This window comes from Acinetobacter sp. FDAARGOS_558 (assembly GCF_003937785.1).
GTDB classification, from domain to species: domain Bacteria; phylum Pseudomonadota; class Gammaproteobacteria; order Pseudomonadales; family Moraxellaceae; genus Acinetobacter; species Acinetobacter baumannii.
In genome coordinates this window covers 835,773-855,840 of sequence record NZ_RKJH01000001.1, presented here as the reverse complement: position 1 = coordinate 855,840, position 20,068 = coordinate 835,773, and the positions used below count along the sequence as shown (strand labels likewise).

General features: G+C 37.3%; 19 protein-coding genes and 1 pseudogene. 5 read left to right on the top strand and 15 right to left on the bottom strand.

Translation table 11 applies throughout. The features are described from left to right. Positions 1-10: 10 nt before the first annotated feature. The gene (locus EGT34_RS04185) at positions 11-727 is read left to right on the top strand and encodes a response regulator (RefSeq protein WP_024437205.1); all 717 of its coding nucleotides are present in this window, start codon (positions 11-13) and stop codon (positions 725-727) included. Between the two features lie 77 nt (positions 728-804). On the opposite strand, the gene EGT34_RS04180 is transcribed toward EGT34_RS04185, so the two are convergent. After that, positions 805-2,226 (bottom strand): glutamine synthetase family protein, encoded by a 1,422-nt coding sequence (locus EGT34_RS04180; protein WP_000105619.1) that lies wholly within the window; start codon positions 2,224-2,226, stop codon positions 805-807. Between the two features lie 408 nt (positions 2,227-2,634). Between EGT34_RS04180 and EGT34_RS04175 the strand changes: the two genes are divergently transcribed. Beyond that, positions 2,635-3,183 (top strand): DUF2799 domain-containing protein, encoded by a 549-nt coding sequence (locus EGT34_RS04175; RefSeq protein WP_000789251.1) that lies wholly within the window; start codon positions 2,635-2,637, stop codon positions 3,181-3,183. 46 nt (positions 3,184-3,229) lie between these two features. Here EGT34_RS04175 and coq7 read toward each other — a convergent pair whose 3' ends face one another. Together coq7 and EGT34_RS04165 are read right to left on the bottom strand one after the other, a co-directional pair. Then, positions 3,230-3,865, bottom strand: a complete 636-nt coding sequence (gene coq7 / locus EGT34_RS04170) for a 2-polyprenyl-3-methyl-6-methoxy-1,4-benzoquinone monooxygenase (RefSeq protein ID WP_001216787.1) — start codon at positions 3,863-3,865, stop codon at positions 3,230-3,232. A gap of 3 nt (positions 3,866-3,868) precedes the next feature. Further along, the gene (locus EGT34_RS04165; protein ID WP_000977590.1) at positions 3,869-5,191 is read right to left on the bottom strand and encodes an MFS transporter; all 1,323 of its coding nucleotides are present in this window, start codon (positions 5,189-5,191) and stop codon (positions 3,869-3,871) included. A 387-nt stretch (positions 5,192-5,578) separates the two neighbouring features. Between EGT34_RS04165 and EGT34_RS04160 the strand changes: the two are divergent. From EGT34_RS04160 to EGT34_RS04150, 3 genes and pseudogenes are all read left to right on the top strand, one after another. After that, positions 5,579-8,077: pseudogene (locus EGT34_RS04160) on the top strand (autotransporter assembly complex protein TamA); the annotation flags it as partial. A 26-nt stretch (positions 8,078-8,103) separates the two neighbouring features. Further along, complete coding sequence (locus tag EGT34_RS04155; RefSeq protein WP_000852521.1) at positions 8,104-12,609, top strand: translocation/assembly module TamB domain-containing protein; 4,506 nt, start codon at positions 8,104-8,106, stop codon at positions 12,607-12,609. A gap of 152 nt (positions 12,610-12,761) precedes the next feature. Next, the gene (locus tag EGT34_RS04150; RefSeq protein ID WP_000773636.1) at positions 12,762-13,970 is read left to right on the top strand and encodes a tyrosine-type recombinase/integrase; all 1,209 of its coding nucleotides are present in this window, start codon (positions 12,762-12,764) and stop codon (positions 13,968-13,970) included. Here the strand turns inward: EGT34_RS04150 and EGT34_RS04145 are convergent. The 12 genes from EGT34_RS04145 to EGT34_RS04090 all read right to left on the bottom strand — a co-directional run bounded on the left by EGT34_RS04145 (position 13,967) and on the right by EGT34_RS04090 (position 20,060). Beyond that, on the bottom strand, positions 13,967-14,236 hold the full coding sequence (locus EGT34_RS04145) for a helix-turn-helix domain-containing protein (RefSeq protein ID WP_000039877.1): 270 nt from the start codon (positions 14,234-14,236) through the stop codon (positions 13,967-13,969). The genes EGT34_RS04150 and EGT34_RS04145 overlap by 4 nt on opposite strands. Before the next feature lies 1 nt (position 14,237). Continuing rightward, entirely contained in the window at positions 14,238-14,573 is a 336-nt protein-coding gene (locus EGT34_RS04140) for a hypothetical protein (RefSeq protein ID WP_000877059.1), read from the bottom strand. Then, positions 14,570-14,971: a hypothetical protein gene (locus tag EGT34_RS04135; RefSeq protein WP_000130794.1), complete on the bottom strand. Its 402-nt coding sequence runs from the start codon at positions 14,969-14,971 to the stop codon at positions 14,570-14,572. The genes EGT34_RS04140 and EGT34_RS04135 overlap by 4 nt, the downstream gene beginning before the upstream one ends. Continuing rightward, on the bottom strand, positions 14,968-15,261 hold the full coding sequence (locus tag EGT34_RS04130; protein ID WP_000986117.1) for a hypothetical protein: 294 nt from the start codon (positions 15,259-15,261) through the stop codon (positions 14,968-14,970). Before EGT34_RS04130 ends, EGT34_RS04135 begins: the two co-directional genes overlap by 4 nt. Before the next feature lie 137 nt (positions 15,262-15,398). Next, positions 15,399-16,427 carry an ead/Ea22-like family protein gene (locus EGT34_RS04125; RefSeq protein ID WP_000805212.1) on the bottom strand — a complete coding sequence of 343 codons (1,029 nt, stop codon included), beginning with the start codon at positions 16,425-16,427 and terminating at the stop codon, positions 15,399-15,401. Between the two features lie 12 nt (positions 16,428-16,439). Beyond that, positions 16,440-17,120, bottom strand: a complete 681-nt coding sequence (locus EGT34_RS04120) for a PolC-type DNA polymerase III (RefSeq protein ID WP_000644001.1) — start codon at positions 17,118-17,120, stop codon at positions 16,440-16,442. 170 nt (positions 17,121-17,290) lie between these two features. After that, positions 17,291-17,662 (bottom strand): hypothetical protein, encoded by a 372-nt coding sequence (locus EGT34_RS04115; RefSeq protein ID WP_001260062.1) that lies wholly within the window; start codon positions 17,660-17,662, stop codon positions 17,291-17,293. Continuing rightward, on the bottom strand, positions 17,659-17,988 hold the full coding sequence (locus EGT34_RS04110) for a hypothetical protein (RefSeq protein WP_001072362.1): 330 nt from the start codon (positions 17,986-17,988) through the stop codon (positions 17,659-17,661). The genes EGT34_RS04115 and EGT34_RS04110 overlap by 4 nt, the downstream gene beginning before the upstream one ends. 58 nt (positions 17,989-18,046) lie before the next feature. Further along, on the bottom strand, positions 18,047-18,307 hold the full coding sequence (locus EGT34_RS04105) for a hypothetical protein (protein ID WP_000350172.1): 261 nt from the start codon (positions 18,305-18,307) through the stop codon (positions 18,047-18,049). Positions 18,308-18,392: 85 nt separating this feature from the next. Beyond that, positions 18,393-19,196, bottom strand: a complete 804-nt coding sequence (locus EGT34_RS04100) for a DUF2303 family protein (protein ID WP_001290755.1) — start codon at positions 19,194-19,196, stop codon at positions 18,393-18,395. Between the two features lie 40 nt (positions 19,197-19,236). After that, complete coding sequence (locus tag EGT34_RS04095) at positions 19,237-19,569, bottom strand: hypothetical protein (RefSeq protein ID WP_000105905.1); 333 nt, start codon at positions 19,567-19,569, stop codon at positions 19,237-19,239. Positions 19,570-19,784: 215 nt separating this feature from the next. Continuing rightward, positions 19,785-20,060: a hypothetical protein gene (locus EGT34_RS04090; protein ID WP_000922095.1), complete on the bottom strand. Its 276-nt coding sequence runs from the start codon at positions 20,058-20,060 to the stop codon at positions 19,785-19,787. Between the last annotated feature and the right edge of the window lie 8 nt (positions 20,061-20,068).

Genomic DNA, 20,068 nt, shown 5'->3' with positions numbered 1-20,068 from the left:
TTGTAAATTCATGATAAGTTCAGAAACATCACCTGTAGAAACACGTATTGTGATTATTGATGATGAGCCTCAAATCCGTAAATTTTTAGACATTGCTTTAAGAACTCAAAAATACAAAACCACGCTCTGCGAAACGGGTTACAAAGGCCTAGAGACTTTGGCAACCCAAGGAGCTGATTTGGTGATTCTAGACTTAGGCTTACCCGATTTAGATGGAAAAGAAGTGCTTCAAGAGTTACGTAGCTGGTCAAATGTGCCGGTTATTGTGCTATCTGTACGTGCCGATGAGTATGAAAAAGTTGCTTTGCTCGATGCTGGCGCAAATGATTACATGACCAAGCCGTTTAGTGTGCAAGAGCTTTTGGCACGCATACGTGTCATCTTAAGAAATCAACCAATCCAGCAAGAAGCACATGTTTATGACGATGGTTATCTTAAAGTCGATGTCACACAACGTTTGCTTTGGGTCGAGCAGCAGCCAATTACTTTAACTCGAAAAGAGTTTCAACTTTTGACGCTATTAATGCGCTACCAAGGACAGCTTTTAACACAGCCACAGCTCTTAAAAGAACTATGGGGGCCAACTCATCAGGAAGATACTCACTATTTACGTATTTTGGTGGGTAAGTTGCGAAGCAAACTGGGAGATAACGCGATTCAGCCACGTTATATTGCTACTGAGCCTGGTGTTGGGTTACGTTTTTTAGCTAAGCAGAAAAATCATTAATTTAGATATAAAAAAACCTTAGGGTATTTCTCCCTAAGGGTTTGCAAAGTGGTTTATGGTTTTTTTGCTTTTTTTATTTATATATCCCAATGTTGTTCTGCTTCAGTCATCTGACTATAAATATTTTGATATTCAGCCTGTTTAACTGTGTACCAATGCTCGACAAAGTCAGTTCCTAAATATCCTTTTAAAATAAGACTTCCTTTAAATATTTTTAAGGCTTCCAGCTGATTGTTGGCTAACAAAATGTGCTCGTCTGGAAATTTTAAAAGATGTGCAGGTTTTGGTAGCGGTAACTTATGAGATAAGCCATAAGACGCGCCCGCTAAAATAGTCGCTGTAACTAGATAGGGGTTACAGTCAGCTCCAGCAACACGATATTCTAAGCGTTGATTTTGTACATCTGAGCATGGAATTCGGATTGCAACATTTCGGTTGTTAGTATCCCAATTGGCTTCTAATGGCACGTGATGACCAATTTTAAAACGTCTATAAGAATTAATATTAGGCGCTAAAATCGCCATAGATGCAGGCATTAACTCAATTAGGCCACTAATCGCACTGAGTAATTTGGCTGCAAGCTCATCTTTTTCTTCTGAGCTAAATATATTTTGATGGTATTGATTCAGCATGCTCATATGAAAATGCATACCACTACCAGCCTTTGCCAGGTTTGGTTTCGCCATGAAACAAGCGGTTAAGTCATGCTTTCTTGCAACTTGTTTTACAATTCTTTTTAAGGCATTAATTTGATCGCATAGCTTTAAAATGTCATGGCTGTGTTGAAGGTTTAATTCATATTGTCCAGGTGATGATTCTGCAACAATAGCGGTAATTTCAATTGATTGTAGTAGGGCAGCTTTTTCAACTTCATCTAGGACTTGCTGATAGTTATTTGGCGCATCTATATCAAAACATTGGTTTTCTGAACATATTTCAGATTGATGCTGAGGTGAGAAAAGATAAAACTCTAGCTCGGCAGCCATGACAGGGAAATAATTATTAGCATGTAACTTATTTAATAATTTTTTTAATATATTGCGTGGTTCATAGCGACAGTCTGAACCATCTTCTTCTTGCATGGATAGGTAAAGCTGAGCATTTAATTCTGGGGATAAGGCATTGGGTTGCAAGCTGCCTAAAATGGGCAGGCAAAGTCTATCTGGTTCACCAATATATTTTCCCAGTCCTGTTTCTTCAATCACTTTTCCATCAAGGCTCATGGCATAAACAGAAAGAGGAAAATAACATCCATTAGATAGATTTTTGAGGCTCTTAACGTCAATTCGTTTGCCACGAATATGCCCGTTTAAGTCATGTAGACAAATATCAATGTGCTGAGTGTGAGGATATAAACTTAAATATTCATCAACTTCTTTCAAAAAAAGCTCTGATTTGAACGTATGAATTTGCATTTGTGGAATAAAATCATCTGATATTTTAAATGCTTTAAAGTGAGAATCTTTTAAGTTTAAACTTGGGTAAATAAGCGTACTCATTATAAAAAACCTTGGTGGTTATTTAGCTAAAATCCTACCTTAGCCTTTGAAGTTAATCTCGTAAAAAAAGAGTAAAAAGACAAAGGGTTTTTTTATAAATAATTTTGGATTTTTATTTTAATAATTAAAAAGTTAATTGGTGCTTTTATGATAAGTCTTTAAAGTAAAATTAACGTATAAGGGCCATCAAAGAGTTGTCTGATCGTTCATGATTTCGCTTTTAAAATTAAACATAATTAGGAATTGTGATCCTTAAATTTGGTGAGATGGTCAAACTGCTTTAAACTTAAAATCTTATCCAGTTAAATATTTATGTATAAATCTTGAATTGAGCAAGACTTATATAGTGTATGTACTGGAATTTTATTTTTTGCGTTTTTTTAATTTTTATTTTTGAGTTCTCTTAATATGAAAAATATCGGTTTAGCCATTTTAGCAATTAGCCTTTCAGGTTGTGCTGCAATGAGCGTAGAAGAATGTAAGACTGCGAATTGGTCATTAGTGGGTGAGAAAGATGGTTCAAAGGGGTCTTCGCCACGTTTAGATCAATATTATAAAGCGTGTGGAAAAGCCAATATTGTTCCAGATCAAAAGTCATATGAACGTGGGTATAAAGAAGGCTTAGGGTATTATTGCCAGCCATCAAATATTTTTTATAATGCTTTAGAGGGTAACGGCAATATTAATGTATGTCCAATCGAGCAGCGTAATCGTTTAAGACCTTATTATCGAGCTGCCTCAGATTACTACAATGCAAAAGCTGAATATGAGCGTTATGATGAGAAGTTTAAGCAATATTCTGACAGTGCTTATAACGAAAAATTAAAGCCAGAAGAGCGCGAACGCTATCGTAAACTTTTAAGAGAATTACAAATTGATCGTGACCGTATTAACAGAAACTATTGGAACTCAATTCGAGATATCGAACGTTTTAAATATGATCATGGATTAAAATAATATTTTAAAAAAGGATTGATCTGAATGAGATCAATCCTTTGTTTTTTTAAAGATAATAACTCGTTTTTGTCATTAACTTTGAAATAGCAGTCATCGTGATTTTTACTGCATATGGCAATTCAACGCCGCCTGCTTCAAGTGCAGTATGACGGTGATGCAATTCATCTTCATTCATTTGCTCTAGAATTTTGCGCGAGCGTTCATCTTGAGCCGGTAACTGATTTAAGTGATCTTGTAAATGCAGACTAACTTGACGTTCAGTTTCAGCAACAAAACCTAAGCTATATTTATCACCTGCAATACCGGCAAGAGCACCCATACCATATGAAAGGCCATACCAAATCGGGTTCAATAAGCTTGTATGACTATTTAGCTCTTTTAAACGGTCTTCACACCAAGCTAAATGGTCTTGTTCTTCAATCGCTGCCTGTTGCATTTCGCGGCGTACATTTGGCAATTTCGCTGTCAATGCTTGCCCATGATAAAGTGCTTGAGCACACACTTCACCACTGTGGTTAACACGCATTAAACCTGCAACATGGCGAGCATCTTCTACACCAAGTTTTGCTTCTACTGTTTCAGCTGGATTTTGGCGCTGCGCTGCTGTTGCACCCGGAACAAGACTACGTAATGCTTGATCAAAAGAGTTAATAAGTTGATCAATTCCAGTATAGTGGCGCATAAATTAGTCCTCCAAAGAAAGATGTGCTGTGGCAAGCATTGGTTTTAGTCGGGCAAGAAGCCATATACTAAAGATTGCACTAAGTACAGCTGTAATAATAAATAGTATTTTAATATCAATTTTTAAAACACTTAAGATTAAGATTGAGAAAATTGCAGAAGAAACCATAAAAACGGCATTTAAGATGTTATTTGCTGCAACCACTCGGGCACGATGTGAGCGTGGTGAGTAAGCCTGCATCATGGCATACAAAGGAACTATATAAAAACCGCCACTAATACCCAATAAAGTCACAGCAATCATGACATGGTAGTAAACCCAGCCTTGGGTAAAAACATCTTTTAAAGTCAGTAATGCTCCGGTTCTTTCAGGTACAAAAGCCAGACTGGCTGCAAGGTAAAGCGCAAAAACAGTAAGGCCAACTGCACCGATTGGCACCATTTTAATATTAATTTCTGAACCACCAATTTTGCGGCAAAGAAGAGAACCCACACCAATACCGACTGAGAAGAAAGTCAGTAAGAGGCTAACCACATTTTCCGATGCATGAAGGTTTTGCTGAGTCAACTGCGGAATTTGGGTTAAATAAGTCGCTCCATAAAACCAGTACCATGAGTTACCTAACAAAATTGTAAACACTAACGGTAAGCTTTTGGCATATTTGATAGTTTGAAAGCTTGTACGAATAAAGTTCCAGTCAATATCTAAATCAGGTGCGGCAACTTTTTGTGGCAAGATGAAACGGCTGAATAAATAACCTATGCAAGCAATCGCTACTACAGTAATACTAATCCACAATAAGTTTCCATCTGATGATGCAATTACGGCACCACCCAAGATCATTCCGAATAAGATAGCCATGGATGTACCAGACTGAAACAGGGCATTGCCAGACATGAGTTCATGTGGTTTTAAGATTTCTGGCAAAATGGCATATTTAATAGGACCAAAGAAAGTTGAATGTGTGCCCATCAAAAATAGGGCTAAAAGAAGCAACCATAAATGCCCCAATAAAAAACCGGCAGAACCGATGAGCATAATAATGATTTCTAAAATTTTTATGCCACGGACAAGTTGTGAGCGTTCATACTTATCAGCAATTTGTCCGGCAGTTGCTGAAAAAAAGAAATATGGCAAAATAAACAACAATGCTGCTAAATTATTGAGTGTGCTTACTGGTGCAGATTGTTGCTGAATCCAACCATAAGTAATGACTAACAATAAAGCTTGCTTATAAACATTGTCATTTAATGCGCCAAAAAACTGGGTAAAAAACATCGGTACAAACCGACGTGATGTCATCAGGGATTCATCTTGTTTCATCATGTGCAAGCTTCATTGAGTTTTATAAAAAAATGTGACGGAGTGTTAATTTGCATCTAAAACCATGTATGATATTTTTAACGCTTGATTAAATGAAAAATCAATGGTTTTGAGTGAGTTTTGTCCTCATATTGGTGCGTTTATTAAAAAATAAGTTTAGAGTTTTTCATGCCTTCTAAAATTAAGTTTAAACAGTCAACTCTTTCTCACTCTATGCATTTAATCTTAAAAATGCAGAGTATACCTAAACTTATTTGTAGCAGCTTATTATTAAGTTTATATGTTACTCCTTGTTATGCTCAAAGTTCGGCTGAGACCGTTATAACAGAAGCAAACCAGACGGTAACAGATTCATTGGTACAACAAACTAATACAAATAACCCAAGTGATGTTCCAATTACCGATGTCGCTACTCTTGTAACTCAAGCACAGCAACAACAAGATAGCTTGGCTATATTGCAACAACAAGAACAATTTCCGAATCAGATTGAAGAATTTAAGCCAATTACGCTTGATAATCTTGAAGACTTACCGGTTATGCCTGTTGACCAGAATATGGCAAATGAAATTTATCGGGTAGCAGAAGAGGCAAAAAACGAGGCTCAAAACTTCCAAAATGGTACGCAAAAACAACCAGAAATGGTGGTGAATGACGCATCACAAGCAGAATTACATGAAATTAATCAGGCCCCTGTAAATATTGACCAGCTCATGCATGAGATTCAATCTGATAGTAAGATTGTGGTTGAAGCCAATGAAACAGGAAAAACTTTACCTGAGCTTACTGCTGCCGTTGAAGAGCCACCCGAAGAAAAAGGTTTCTTTAGACGTATATTCAATAAAATCCGTCCACCTCGGGTAATTCCAATGGAGCAGATACCCCGTATTACTGCTGAGGTTACGGGTGCGCCAGATGATTTAGCTAAAAATATTAAAGGTAAATTATCTACATTTACCCAAGAATCATTTGAAGATTTTAATGCAGCGCTACCGCAACTTAGGAGCTTAAGTAATCAGGCTGCTCAAGCTGTAGGCTATTACAATGCTGAGTTTCGTTTTGAAAAGTTAAGTGCTAGTCGCGTACGCGTTAATGTAACGCCAAATGAACCAGTACGGATTAATGAACAAAACATTGAATTTACTGGTGCTGGTGCAAAACAGCCACAATTTCAGGTCATTCGTTTAGTTCCTGACCAAGATGTAGGTGATATTTTTAATCATGGCCTTTACGAAACCACAAAAAGCCGAATTGTCGATGCTGCATCGGATAATGGTTATTTTGATGCGTATTGGCGTTTACATGACGTAAAAGTGAGCCAACCTGAAAATAAAGCGGATATTAACCTCAAGTATGAGACGGGGGAGCGTTATAAGCTTGGTAAGGTTGAGTTCCGCATGAGCGATCCATCAAAACCATTACCTTTAAATATGAATATTCTTGAAAGCATGGCACCGTGGAAAGAGGGTGATGACTATGCTTTTTGGCGTGTAAATGTTTTAGCAAATAATCTGACTAACTCACGCTATTTTAACTATACCTTGGTCGATTCAATTAAACCCGACCCAATTGAAAAACCACTTGAGTTACCACCCGATTTACAAGCATTGGTCGATCAGCAGAATGTTGATATTGACGAATCGAAGCTAATTCCTTTAGAGCAACAACAACTTGCTAAAGCACGCCAGTTGGCTTCCTCAAGTAAAGAAGTAACACAAAATGTGGTAGATGAAAAACAATTTGCCGGAACTGAAAGTGTACAAGCCGCACCCGCATCTTTAAAAGCTGCGACTGTACAGCATGAAGAACAAGAGTCTGAACAAGACCGTTTACAGGCTCAAGCCCGGGAAGAAAAACGTATACCAGTGATTGTGACTTTAAATGCCGATAAACTAAATAGTCTGGAAACAGGTATTGGTTATGGTACCGACACTGGCGCCCGTTTACGTAGTCAATATAGACGTTCGATTGTAAATAAATACGGTCATTCATTTGATGCAAACTTGGAGCTTTCCCAAATTCGTCAATCTATAGATGGGCGCTATAGTATTCCTTATAAACATCCGTTAAATGATTACTTTAATATTGTGGGTGGTTACGAACGTGAGACGAGAGATGATATTGGTCCGGATGTAAGCTTACTTACAGAATCGGCAGTTTTAGGGGGTGAGCGAGTTATTAAAAAACCACTCGGAAACTGGCAACATACTATTGGGGTACGTTATCGTCTCGACCGCCTAACTCAAAAGGGGAATGTAGATATCTCTGAGTTACCAGATGCATTTCAAACTGCTGCATCAGAGCAAGAAGCATTATTATTTAGTTATGAGACCTCTAAAACCTCAAGTAATACACGCTTAAACCCAACCAAAGCTTTTAAGCAAACTTATAAATTAGAATTAGGTAGCGAAAGTTTACTTTCAGATGCCAATATGGCGATTGCAACAGCCGGTTGGAGATTTATTTATTCTTTAGGTGAAAATGATGACCATCAGTTTGTTGGGCGGTCCGATTTTAGTTATATTTTTACCGATGAGTTTGATAAAGTTCCATACAATTTAAGATTCTTTACTGGTGGTGACCAGACAATTCGTGGTTTTGATTATAAAAGTCTTTCACCAGAAGATAATGGATATAAGATTGGTGGACAGGCTCTAGCAGTAGGCTCTTTAGAATATAACTATCAATTCAAAGAGGGTTGGCGAGCAGCTATTTTTTCTGATTTTGGTAATGCTTACGATAAGAGTTTTAGTAATCCGACGGCCTATAGTGTGGGTGTTGGTATTCGTTGGAAGTCCCCAATTGGACCAATTCGTTTAGACGTGGCTTCTGGTATTTCTGATGATAACCATCCGATTCGTTTGCATTTCTTTATTGGTCCACAACTTTAAAAATAAAATTTTATTAGGTTTATTTTATGGCGGAAGTAGAACAGCAGCCCACTTCGGCACCTAGCTCTCCTAAGAAGCGACGTATTTTGCGTAGCTTCTTGCTGACAATCTTGATCATACTTTTATTACTTGTTGCTTCCATCATTATTATGATGTCGACTGACCGTGGAAGCCGTTTTTTATTAGATCGTGTTTTACAAGCTCAGCAAGTCATTAAATATGAATATGAGGGGGGTAATTTACTCAGGGGAATTATTCTTAAAAATATTATTGTTCAGTTAAAAGAAGTTGACGTTACTTTAGATAGAGCTGATGTCCGTTTAGGGTGGCGTTCTTTAATATTAGAAAAAGAAGTGCATTTGAGCAATGCAGATGTCCGTAACCTAGTTATTATTAACAAAGCTCCGCCATCGGATAAGCCATTTGAGTTTAAACCCATTAAATTACCATTTGTGCTTCGTGTAGATGTTGGAGATGTTGATCATTTAGAAATTAAAAATTCAGGTTCTGTCGTAAATTTCCATGATGTTCATTTAAATGATGCTTTGTGGTCAGAGACAAAACTGAAATTTGAAAATTCAAGTATGGATATGGGATATCTTTCTGTTCATAATGCAACAGGAAATATGGACTTTAGCGGTAAATATCCACTGAATGCGACTGCAGATTTAAGAATTCCTTCTTTAAAAAGTTTAAACATCCAAAATATTAAGGTGGCAGCGCGAGGTAGTTTAGATACCTTGCAAGCCGGTGTAGCAACGACAACACCAGATTTATTAACAGGTTGGGTTGTTTTACATCCTGTTCGTCATGAAGTGCCTATGCAAGGTGCATTGTTACTCAAAAATTATCACTTGCCTTTACTGGTTGAGCAAAAATTATTTGCTAAAAACGGTGTAATTAAATTTCAGGGTGATGTTAAGCAACTCAACTTAGCGCTTGAGACAGATTTAAAAGGGGAGAATTTACCTGAAGGCCAGTACAACGCCTTAATGAATACTGATCTGGTTCATCAGTTGAATATTACTGATTTTAACGGGCAGGTCATGAAGGGTGCAGTTAATCTTAAAGGATTAGTGAACTGGAAAGATCATGTCACTTGGGACATCAAAGGTCGTCTAGATCATGTTAATCCTAAAGACAAAGCTATTCCTCAGGTTGTTCAGGATTTCTTACCGCCAAGTTTAGATGCAGCCGTTTCTTCAACTGGCTCTTTGGAAAAAGGTACGGAAGTATTTGCCAATGTAGACTTTGACCGCTATGAATCTTGGAAACTTAAACTAAACCAAGCACCTGAAAAGAATAAGAAGCCACAACCTATGTTTATGAATGTGGCTTGGGCAAATATAGATCGTGCTATGCCATATATAGGTTGGTTAAGTAGTGATAGTGGTCAAGTTGATTTGACTTTGCGAGATGGTCAGCAAGATATTAAAGTCTCGACAAAAGTATATCAGCATGAACAGACCTTATTACCGGCTGGACAATATTTAGCAACTTTGAATGTTAAAGATAATATTCTTAATGTTCCTAGTTTTAGTTTTGCGGCTCAAAAGGGTAGCCTCACAGGTCAGGCCAAAGTCTTATTACCAAGTGAAAAACGTCAGCTGGCATGGAATGCATTATTAAATGCAAAAGACTTTAATCCACAAAGTATACATACAGCGGCACCAGTTAACTTGCTCAACGGATCAATTAAAGCCAGCGGTTTTGCAAAGCCAAATCAACAAATTATTCAGCTTGAAAAAATTGATTTAAAAGGTCGCTTGGCTCAAGCAGGTCAAGAAATGGTTGCGCTAGCTGGAAAAAGTACAGCAGCTTTATTATTTAATGATGTTAAAGCAGGTGGCGGTTTTAAAGGCTTTGCGGTCAATTATGACGGATCTTTAAAAGCGCTTAATCAAGCCAATGGACTATTAAAGTTTTCTATTGCAGGCACCCCAGATTTTATCCGAATTAGTCAGTTACAACATGATGGTGTTGCTGGGAAAATCTATGCGACTGGGTCATTAAATTTAAAAGACCGTATTGCTTGGGATATTAATAGCTCGTTAGTACGCTTTAAACCTCAATATTTTGCCTCTAGTGTAAAAGGCGAAATTTCAGGAAATGTAAAAACACAAGGCATCTGGTCTGACAAGTTAAAGCGTATTGATATTCAACAATTGAACCTTGCGGGTTATTTGAATAATAAGCCAGTCAGAGGTAAAGGTAACTTATCCATACTTATGGATTCGAACCAAAAAGGCTTTTTACCTCAGCAATTTGAAGCAAATAATCTATTTTTAGTTTATGCGCAAAACCAGTTGCAGGCGACTGGTAATGCACAGAATTTAAAAATTAAGCTGAATGCACCTGCGCTTTATGAGTTGTATCCGGGTTTAAGTGGGCGTGCATATGGAGACTTGAGTGTCCAATCTCAACCGCGTTTGAAAGCTACGGCGAATATTGCGGTTGATAATTTTGCATTTAATACATTAGTCAGTATTAAAAAACTTCGTATCCAGGGTGAATTGCCTACTTCCGAAACAACACCAACTCAGTTAACAGCAAAATTAGACAATTTACGTAGTGGTAGCCGTCAAATTCAGTCTGCTGAGGTGAATTTAACAGGAACAAGAAAAGCCCATTTATTAAAAGTGCAAGGAAATAATAATGTTTCTAAATTCTATGTTCAGTTAGCCGGTGGATTTAATGCGAAGAATGATTGGTTAGGGCAAATTCAAAAAGGAAGTTTTGATTCACGCCGGATTCGTCTAGCACAAAATCAAAATGCACCAGTTGTTTTCTCATCGGCACGTTCTGAATTATATGTTGGACAACATTGCTGGCAAAGTACAAATAGCCAGTTGTGTCTTGACCAGCCTGTGCGTGTGAGTAAAGCGCAAGGCAATATTTCATTTGTTACTCAGAATCTAGATTTAGGCGATTTTGCTGCGTTCATGCCGGAAGGTCTGGCTATGACTGGCCAACTTAATGGTTATGCTAAAGCTTCTTGGGTAAATGGTGGGCATCCTAAGCTTGATGCACGCTTAGTGACCAGAAAAGGTGAACTGGGCTTAGCAGCGGAAGACCCGCAAGATCCACCGACTACTTTGGCTTATGATGAACTGAGTGTAATTGCGAAAAGTATTTCAGAAGGCTTATTGTTCCGTGTCGATGTAAAAACACCTGATATTGGTACAGGATATGCGAATGTTATTATTAATCCATACCAATCATCTATGCCGATGCATGGAGAGGTAGCTTTTAACGATGTACAGTTAAAAGTGTTAAAACCATTCATTCAAGATGTACGTTCAATGAGTGGTACCTTAGCCTTAGCTGGCAAAGTGAATGGTACTTTGACCCAGCCACAGTTTACGGGCGAAATGCGTTTGAAAAACGGGGCGATCAGTATGATTTCCCTGCCGGTTAATTTAACCAATGTACAGGTGTATTCATCTATTCATCAGGACATGGCAACAATTGATGGTGCATTCAATAGTGGACAAGGTGTAGGGTTACTTAAAGGTAGTTTTGACTGGAAAAATGCACCGCGTCTACAGTTAAACTTAAAAGGTGATAACTTACTTGTACGTCAAGCTCCATTAATTACGGCCATTGCAAATCCGAATTTGACACTTGATATGTATCCTTTTGATAAGCGTTTAAGCTTGAAAGGATCAGTAGATGTTCCTCGTGCACGTATTTCAATGCCTGAAACAACTGCACCAGTGGTTAACACATCTTCAGATGTTCGTATTGTTCGCCAAGGTCAGGACCCACTTGCAATTTTACGTGCGGCAAAACCGTGGGATATCCGTGCAGATATTTCGGTAAATATTGGCAATCAAGTCATCTTCCAAGGCTTTAACAGTAATATTCCTTTAGTGGGGCGTTTGAATTTAACCCAACGCGGTTATGAAACAGCAATGCGAGCAATGGGTGCTATTGGTGTAAGTCAAAAAGTGAAAATTGAGGCCTATGGTCAAAGCCTAGATTTAAACCGTGCAATTGCCCGTTTTAATGGCCCATTGGCAAACCCGACGTTAGATATTGATGCGAATAAAAATGTTCAGGGTAGTATGGTTGGGGTTCGTGTCACTGGTACTGCTTCATCACCAAACATTCAAGTTTATAATGATGCAGGCCTTTCTGAACAAGAGGCATTAAATGCACTCGTGACAGGGCGTATTAATGAAGGTGCCAGTGGTTTAAGTAATGCAGAAGGCTTTAAATCTGATGTGAACAATACAATTGCTGCTGCCGGTATTAGTATGGGCTTGGGTGGTACTCGTGCTTTAACGAATCAAATTGGTCGTACTTTTGGTTTGAGTGGTCTTGCATTAGATGCTCAAGGTACAGGAGATGATACTCAAGTAAGTTTAACTGGTTACATTACACCTGATTTATTTATTCGTTATGGTGTGGGTGTGTTTACTCCAGTCAATAAACTGACGTTGCGTTATCAAATGAACCGCCGTTTGTATTTGGAAGCAAGTCAATCTTTAGAACGAGCAATAGATTTATTCTACAATTGGCGATTCTAAAGTATTGGAAAGATAAGACTCTATAAGTAATTGAAAAAAATATAGTAAATTGCTTATTGATGTTTATCTAAAATAGCTGTGTAGACTATATGTAGACTGTTGCTTATTTTGGACCTAAGATATGAGTGTAAAACTCTTGTTTTGGTCCAAAAATGAAGCTTAATAAAACAAATGTAGATGCTATCCCTTTGACCGAGTCTGGTCAAAAGATTTATCGAGATTCTGACCTGATTGGCTTTGCTGTTCGGGCTACAACAAAAAGTAAGGTTTTTATTGTAGAGAGACGTAATGAAGGCAAGTTGTATCGAATCACAATTGGTAAAACAAATGAGTTTTCAGTAGCAGAAGCTAGAAAGCAAGCCCAAGTGCTTCTGGCCGAAATCGCCACAGGTAAATATAAAGTTAAAAGTGAACCTGCAAAAAATAGCCCAACCTTTCAAGAAGCTTTTGAACTTTACTTAAAACATAAGAAGCTTAAGCAGTTATCTATTAATACATATAATCATTGTTTTCGAACTTTTCTCTTTGACTGGAAAGATAAAGATATTTTCGAAATTTCCAAAGATGAAGTATTTGAAAAGTTTTTAAAGCTTTCTGAGTATAGCGAATCGCAAGCCAACCTATCTCTAAAGATGTTTGGCTCAATTTGGACATTTGCAAAGATTCACTATTCTACTGAACAAAATCCAATATTAAAAACCAACCCTGTAGATATTATCCCTGCTAAAAGGGGCTGGAATAAGATTAAACCAAGATCACGCCATCTAGATGAAGATCAAATCCCTGTATTTTACAAGGCAGTAATGGAGTATCGTGGCGAGGATTCTATAAGACTAACCGAGTTTACTAACTCAACTAGAGACCTTGTTCTATGCGTAATGTTTACTGGCTGCCGTCGGGATGAAGGTCAGACCTTAAAATGGTCAGAAGTTGACATTGAAAAAGGCACCTTTGTATTCAAGGACCCAAAAAATGGAGATGATCATTTGTTGCCTATGGGTGATCAATTGTGGGCAATTTTGAAAGAGCGATATAAAAACCGGAAAGGTGATTATGTATTTGCTGGATCTTCTAGAAAGGGCAATGGTGGGGGTTATATCTCTACTCCTGATGGCGTTCTTGACTATGTAGAGAGACAAACTGGTATTAAGATTTCACTACACGACCTAAGAAGAACATTTGCTACTATCTGCAATAATCTTGACTATGGTCAATATACAATTAAGCGCCTTCTCAATCATAGATCCGGCGCTCGTGATGATGTCACTGGTAATTACGTTCAGGTATCGATTAAAAAGCTTCGCAAGGCCATGAATGACATTGAAGCCGTTTATCGTGGCGAACTTAATCCCTTTGACTAACTAGCTCTTGCCAGTTGAGCCGTATTAAATACTTTCTTTGAAGCTTGATATGCCAGCACATCTGCCTTTTGATAGGCAACACATCTGCCGACTTTTGAGTAAGGTAGGCTGCTACCATTACAACGCATAGCTTGCAAAGTATGAGTAGAGCATTTCAAAAACAATGCTACCGCTTCCTGACCAAAACTCTTTTCTAATGGGGCTTCTAGGAATTCTTCTAAAAGCTCCTTTTTTTCCTGTTCTGACATTTGATCTAACTTAGACATTTCACCCCTCCTTACTTTCCGCTTTAGGCTTTGCCCACCACAAACAAGGCCCATCTTCTGTATCAAAACCTGCAATAAGAAAGGCATCTTTTATAGGTGGTTGTGGTTTCCAGTTTGACCAATCTGCACAGTCGTCTTCAGGAATTTCTGGAATATCCAAATATTCCAAACGCTCAACAAGAATTTCTACACCAAGATTAAGTTGAAGCTGTGCCCATTGTTCCTTTGTATAAAACTCAGCATGCTCTCCAATAGTGTCGTGCTTCTCTATATCAGGGTGGAACCAGCAGCTATCTAAATCATCTGGTACTTGTGTTGGTTGTATTTGATATTTCATCCCTCAGCTCCCGATTTGCAAACATTAACCATTGCTTTGTATTGAGTAGATATACGAAGCTTCTCTCTACCAGATATGCTGTCAATATGGACCATAGGCATTGGTGCAAGGTTTGCAGCGCCAAGCATTTCTTGAGTGGGTTCTAATGGCATTAAAACGTAGCCTTCTGGCACCGCCTGAGCTTTGGCTTTTTCTAGCTCTGCTCTAAGTCTGTCAATTTCACATGCTGCATGGTGACAAGTAACACGTAATTCATCTTCGTTATATTCATCTGCATGCATCATCATTAAATGACTGATTTCGGTGCCAAATTGACTATCACCATCGAACACCCAAACAAAACCATCATCTTGTTCAAAGCGTAAATTAACTTCTCGTTCCTTATTCAAATCTGTCATGCTGCCACCATCTGATAACTTTTTTGATTTAATCTTGCTAAACCACGCAAACGTAATTGTTCAATAAAGTGTTTATCTCTGTTCATCCATGCTCTGCAGAACGAGGCAAATTTCTTTTGGCAAATATCATTCATTGGGAAACCGTATTTTGTTTCATTCATTGATATCTTTGCTACTTCTTTGCCACGTTTTAAAACCATGAATCCATTTTTTTGAGATGGATAAAATCCGTTTTCACACATCCATACTGTGAACGGAAGCGACATAGAATCAGGGATGTTACGCATCATTTACATTCTCCAAATAGAATCTTTAAGTTTCGCTTTGAAGAGCAAAGCTTCTGTTTCATTAAGTGAAACATTTAAGAAAACTTGGGTTCGTTTACCGATCACAGTAAATGTTCTAGTTTTGCTGTTATAAATTTGAATCATTTAGGCGACTCCAATAAAAAGTTACCTTCAACCTCAAGTTCTTTTCTTCTTTTTACAACCAGCTCCATTAGACGTTCTTGTATACGTTCATCAGCTTCAGAAATATCAATTTCAAGGGCATCTAATGTAGTCAGGTCCTTTGCTTGTCTGATCTTTTCCCCAATAGAAATATTTTCTTTTGATTGACCAGCAATAATGACTAAGTGTTTATTTAACTCAGTTAAAAAAGATTTTTGATCTTCAGAAGCCCAGTCTTTCGTTTCCTCAATAAGACTATTAGCTGCATCTGCAGTTTTAGTTTTCTTTAGCTTTTCAATAAGGCCAGCTAACGGAGACTCAACCGGTTTGTCATTATGGTAACGAGTCCAATTTTCCTCTTTGATATTGGCCTTCTTCGCAGATTTTTTTGCTTGAGTTGAGTTAGTTTCTTTATCTGCTTTAGGTTCAATTGGTCCCAAAACGTTTAGAATGTTGTCGTCATCTATACTTGTCAAACCCACTTCACCATTAATAATTGCATTCAGTAGATTTTTAAACTCATCACACCAATAAAGTGATTTTACAAATACACGTAACTCACCATAATCATGTGATTTACGATTAATAAATGCTTCAGCAGCTGACCGTGTTGGATGGCAATTAATATCTTCCCAAAAATATTTACCATGACAAATATAGACGTTGCGTTCGTTCCATTCCGATAAAATATTAATTTGTGTTGATACTTTGGCATCGAGGAAAAGCTCATCTTCTTCATCAATAGCCAATCCATTTAAATCATGTTTTTCTGCAGCTTTTAGTGAATCAAAAAACTCTTCAACTGATTTATATTTTGATTCCTGATCTACATCTACAATATTCGTAATTTCAACTGAATCGCTTGCAGGGTCTAAACCCCACACAATATTTTTTGATTGAACAACGAAAATAGGTGAATCTGTACCAGCGTTATCATTTTCCCAAGAATTTTTGAGTTGTTGGGTAAACTCCGCCCATGTTTCAGGCGTAAATAGAGTAGGTTTCATAGTTGCTAACCTTTAAATATTTTGAAGCGCTTTACGCAAATGTGGGTCAAGGTCTTCTTTATTCAGTAGCCATGAGATATATGGGCGCGGTAATTCTTTAAGAGGTGTTCCTTTGTGTTTACCCCAAGTCATTATTTTGGGTAAACGAACTGCTTCAGACATAAGAAATAAAGAATTAAGGTCTTTAATTCCCAGTCGTTCAATTAGAGCTATAAGGATAATCCCAGTAAAATAAACATCCGCCCGTGCTGAATGTGCATGTCTTAAATGCTTGCGTGCTTCTTCACGGTTACTCATTACGAAATAGTACAGAACAGCCAATTTATGACTTGTTAAATCAGGCCATACGTCCCTTGCTAAAGCTAAAGTACATATAGTCTTTACCTTAATTGCTGGTCCACATTTATTTAGAGCTTTGATGTCGTAATCAATATTGTGGCCGACAATGAACTCAACACCTTCAGGTAACCGGAACGATTCGCAACTTGGTTGACCTTCAATATCCGTTTCAATGATGTTGTGTACAGCCATTGCTTCTAAATCAATTGGTTCAGGACAAGAATAGAAACGGTTAAAAACCTCATCCTTATGAACTAACAATTGACCATTCTCTAAGCTAAAAGGCGCATAAGCGATTTCAATTGGATAACCATTTAATTTGTTGGTTTCCGTATCTAAAATAATTGCTTTCATTGATCATGCACCATTTAACTGTTAGGCCAGCAAAAGCCACAGTTGTGACATTCCCATTGAGCACCAGAGCCAGAATGACTAACACCTAAAGTGCATTTGTCATTAGTACATCTTGGACAGGTACCATAAATCACACGAAAAGATTTAATAGCTAACATAAATATCCCCAACTAGCGTGTACCAAGAAAGCCACGACGAATTTTGTAGGCTTTCCGGTCAGGGGAAGGGATGTGCGTTTTTTGAAGAATTTGACCTAATTCACGTCCTCTACGATATTTAATTTCGGTTTCTAGATTTCTTAAAATCCACTCGTTTGTATTTAATGTATATTGTGAAACAGGAGTTAATTCATTGTTTTCATTAACCGTATAAACACGAGTTAAAGTGTGATTTGCAGCATAAACTGTATAGCCAAGACGGACTTTGTATAAACCACGTTCTTCATCCTTCCCTACGAATTCACGGAAAGTTGATTTATGGTTTACTTGACCATTCAGATTATTTTCGTAACGTTTAGATCCTCGTAAATAGTTTGTTCTCATTGTGCACCACCTAATTTAACTACATGTACTTGAACATCAACAGGTTCGCCTGAGTTAAATTGTTGTTGCCAATGTTGAGTCTTCTGCTCACGCACTTGAGCCTCTGCATCACATGCATAAAGGAAAGCAATAGCTAATGCACTAAATATAAGGAAGCATAAAACATACGGCCATTTACTATCTTTTTTAAACTTTAGATCCTCTGCTGATGGATGCTGATAAAGTTTAGAAGTAGCTGGTTTATTTGTTTTATTCCCGCTAAGTTCAGGCACGAAACAAATAGGTGTAGATGGGGCAGATTGACTGTTTATATATTTCTGATTCATAATAATTTGCCTTTATACGTACAGTATTGGTAGAAAAAGCCTCGATAGCCGTCCAAAGTCATTGAGGCTTTTTCATTTGTGTTAGCTCAGCATTTACAGACATTTGCGAAGGTTTATATCTGTACTTCAAGCCGTTTTTATTAATGCGCTCTTCATCAATTAAATTTTTCGCATTAATATTTGTGATTTCCATGTCCTTCCAATTTGGAAAGTCTTTACTTGAACATTGAATAACACGACCACAAGCCATAGCTCGTAACGCCTCCGAAACGCTAATCAAGCCTTGTTCGTCTATAACTTTGTCTTTGTAGTGATCCATGAGAATTCACCTTTTGACGTTTATGTAGTATTGGTTGAAAAAAGCCCCGATAGCCGTCCAAAGTTTTCAGGGCTTTTTTTATTTCTTAAGATTTAAATGACCCAATTCGTACAGGGTTTTCAGGAAGTAAAGCTATTACTTCTTCTTTGAAATCTTCAATAATTTCATTACGTAATAACTCTTCTTTGACAATTTGAATGGCAAACTGAGGTGTGCTGCCAGAGCTATTCACAATTAAACGTAATTTGATTTCTCGTTCTGCAAGACCTAAGTAAGCTGAATCTTGGATGGTGAAATAAGCCGGTAATACGCCTTTTTTAGCAGATGCTGCAATTTGGGCCATTTCAGATTGAACCTGACGTGTGTTTTCTACTTCAGCGTTACTAGTAGTCGATGCTTCAATTTGCATATTTCGTACTGCAACAAGGGCATCTTTAATATCAATGACATTATGATTTTCATCAAATGCATTAAGTACTTGAGCCCAATCTTCAATGAAAACAGCAAAGTTGCGTTGATCTAATTTATGGTCTTTAAGTTGATTCAACTTTTTCCATACAACAGTTGATTCTAAACATAAAGAAGCTAAGTAGTCACAATGGCCTTGGGCTTGTCCTTCACCATGGAAGTTAAGAACTGCAATAGCTTTCATGTCATTTTGATTAACAAAAATTGGTGTATTTTTACCGCCTTCTGCAACTACAAAATCTTTAAAGTCGTTAAATGTTGGTGTAGTAAATTCACCATGAGGACGGAAGCGAGCATCCATAAATTTTTCAGCAGCTATAACACTATAGTCATGATGCAACGCTACAAGCTGACCACGCTCAAGTGGAATTACAGGTTTAGCTAAACCTAAAAATTTTTCGATTTCGATTTTTTCAGACATGAAGGTCTTTCCTTTAGTTGAGATAAAAAGTTTTTAAAAATTAAGCTTTTTCTTCAAAAAGCTGGTCAGTGTGTTTAGCAAAAAGCGATACATCACCACGTGTGTTTACATACATAGGTGTTTTGTCACCGTGTTCTTCGACACTTTTACCTTTTGGGAGTGGGGCATTTGAAATTAGTTTGTGCTCTACAGTAACGTTGTTGTGACCAACGCCTTTAGAGAACTTTAATTTAATTGTGATCTCGCCGACTTTTTGTGTATCAACAGCAGCACTTGCAACCTTGCTAACTGCATAGCCAAGTTGTTTTGCAAAGGCACCGCCATCGATGTCATTAATAAATTCTTCGCAATCTGTAGAGCGTAATGTACTCATTTTTTATTCACCATGAGATGTGTTGGTGAAATTATTATTCATCAATGAATAGATTAAATCAACAACAAATTATTCACTAATGAATTAATTGTATATAAAACAACCAATATGATTTATTTAGGGCAAAAAAATACCCAGTATTAAACTGAGTATTTCGTATATATTTACATGTATTTACAAGGGTTAACATTCAATTGAACGGAATCCAATCATTTTTAGTTTTTGATCAAATTATTTTTAGTCAAAATCATTAATCTTGCTAACTCATGATTAAAACTATTTAAAGCTTCTTTTATATTTAAAGATGCTAAATCATGGTTTTCAAAATTATCTAAGATGAAAGATTGTTCAACTAACGGATGGTGTTCATTAGAAATATTTTTAATATTTAAAAGAATATTAGCAGCTAATTCAGGTTGAGTTTTTATAACTTCTTCTGCAAAAGTTGTTAAAACAGTATTAATTCCTTGAAATTCAGTTACTTTCAACATCTTATTTA

Bases quoted from the DNA above. Each gene is read 5' to 3' on its own strand.
- EGT34_RS04185 (WP_024437205.1), top strand. From the start codon at position 11: ATGATAAGTTCAGAAACATCACCTGTAGAAACACGTATTGTGATTATT.
- EGT34_RS04180 (WP_000105619.1), bottom strand. From the start codon at position 2,226: ATGAGTACGCTTATTTACCCAAGTTTAAACTTAAAAGATTCTCACTTT.
- EGT34_RS04175 (WP_000789251.1), top strand. From the start codon at position 2,635: ATGAAAAATATCGGTTTAGCCATTTTAGCAATTAGCCTTTCAGGTTGT.
- coq7 (WP_001216787.1), bottom strand. From the start codon at position 3,865: ATGCGCCACTATACTGGAATTGATCAACTTATTAACTCTTTTGATCAA.
- EGT34_RS04165 (WP_000977590.1), bottom strand. From the start codon at position 5,191: ATGATGAAACAAGATGAATCCCTGATGACATCACGTCGGTTTGTACCG.
- EGT34_RS04155 (WP_000852521.1), top strand. From the start codon at position 8,104: ATGGCGGAAGTAGAACAGCAGCCCACTTCGGCACCTAGCTCTCCTAAG.
- EGT34_RS04150 (WP_000773636.1), top strand. From the start codon at position 12,762: ATGAAGCTTAATAAAACAAATGTAGATGCTATCCCTTTGACCGAGTCT.
- EGT34_RS04145 (WP_000039877.1), bottom strand. From the start codon at position 14,236: ATGTCTAAGTTAGATCAAATGTCAGAACAGGAAAAAAAGGAGCTTTTA.
- EGT34_RS04140 (WP_000877059.1), bottom strand. From the start codon at position 14,573: ATGAAATATCAAATACAACCAACACAAGTACCAGATGATTTAGATAGC.
- EGT34_RS04135 (WP_000130794.1), bottom strand. From the start codon at position 14,971: ATGACAGATTTGAATAAGGAACGAGAAGTTAATTTACGCTTTGAACAA.
- EGT34_RS04130 (WP_000986117.1), bottom strand. From the start codon at position 15,261: ATGATGCGTAACATCCCTGATTCTATGTCGCTTCCGTTCACAGTATGG.
- EGT34_RS04125 (WP_000805212.1), bottom strand. From the start codon at position 16,427: ATGAAACCTACTCTATTTACGCCTGAAACATGGGCGGAGTTTACCCAA.
- EGT34_RS04120 (WP_000644001.1), bottom strand. From the start codon at position 17,120: ATGAAAGCAATTATTTTAGATACGGAAACCAACAAATTAAATGGTTAT.
- EGT34_RS04115 (WP_001260062.1), bottom strand. From the start codon at position 17,662: ATGAGAACAAACTATTTACGAGGATCTAAACGTTACGAAAATAATCTG.
- EGT34_RS04110 (WP_001072362.1), bottom strand. From the start codon at position 17,988: ATGAATCAGAAATATATAAACAGTCAATCTGCCCCATCTACACCTATT.
- EGT34_RS04105 (WP_000350172.1), bottom strand. From the start codon at position 18,307: ATGGATCACTACAAAGACAAAGTTATAGACGAACAAGGCTTGATTAGC.
- EGT34_RS04100 (WP_001290755.1), bottom strand. From the start codon at position 19,196: ATGTCTGAAAAAATCGAAATCGAAAAATTTTTAGGTTTAGCTAAACCT.
- EGT34_RS04095 (WP_000105905.1), bottom strand. From the start codon at position 19,569: ATGAGTACATTACGCTCTACAGATTGCGAAGAATTTATTAATGACATC.
- EGT34_RS04090 (WP_000922095.1), bottom strand. From the start codon at position 20,060: ATGTTGAAAGTAACTGAATTTCAAGGAATTAATACTGTTTTAACAACT.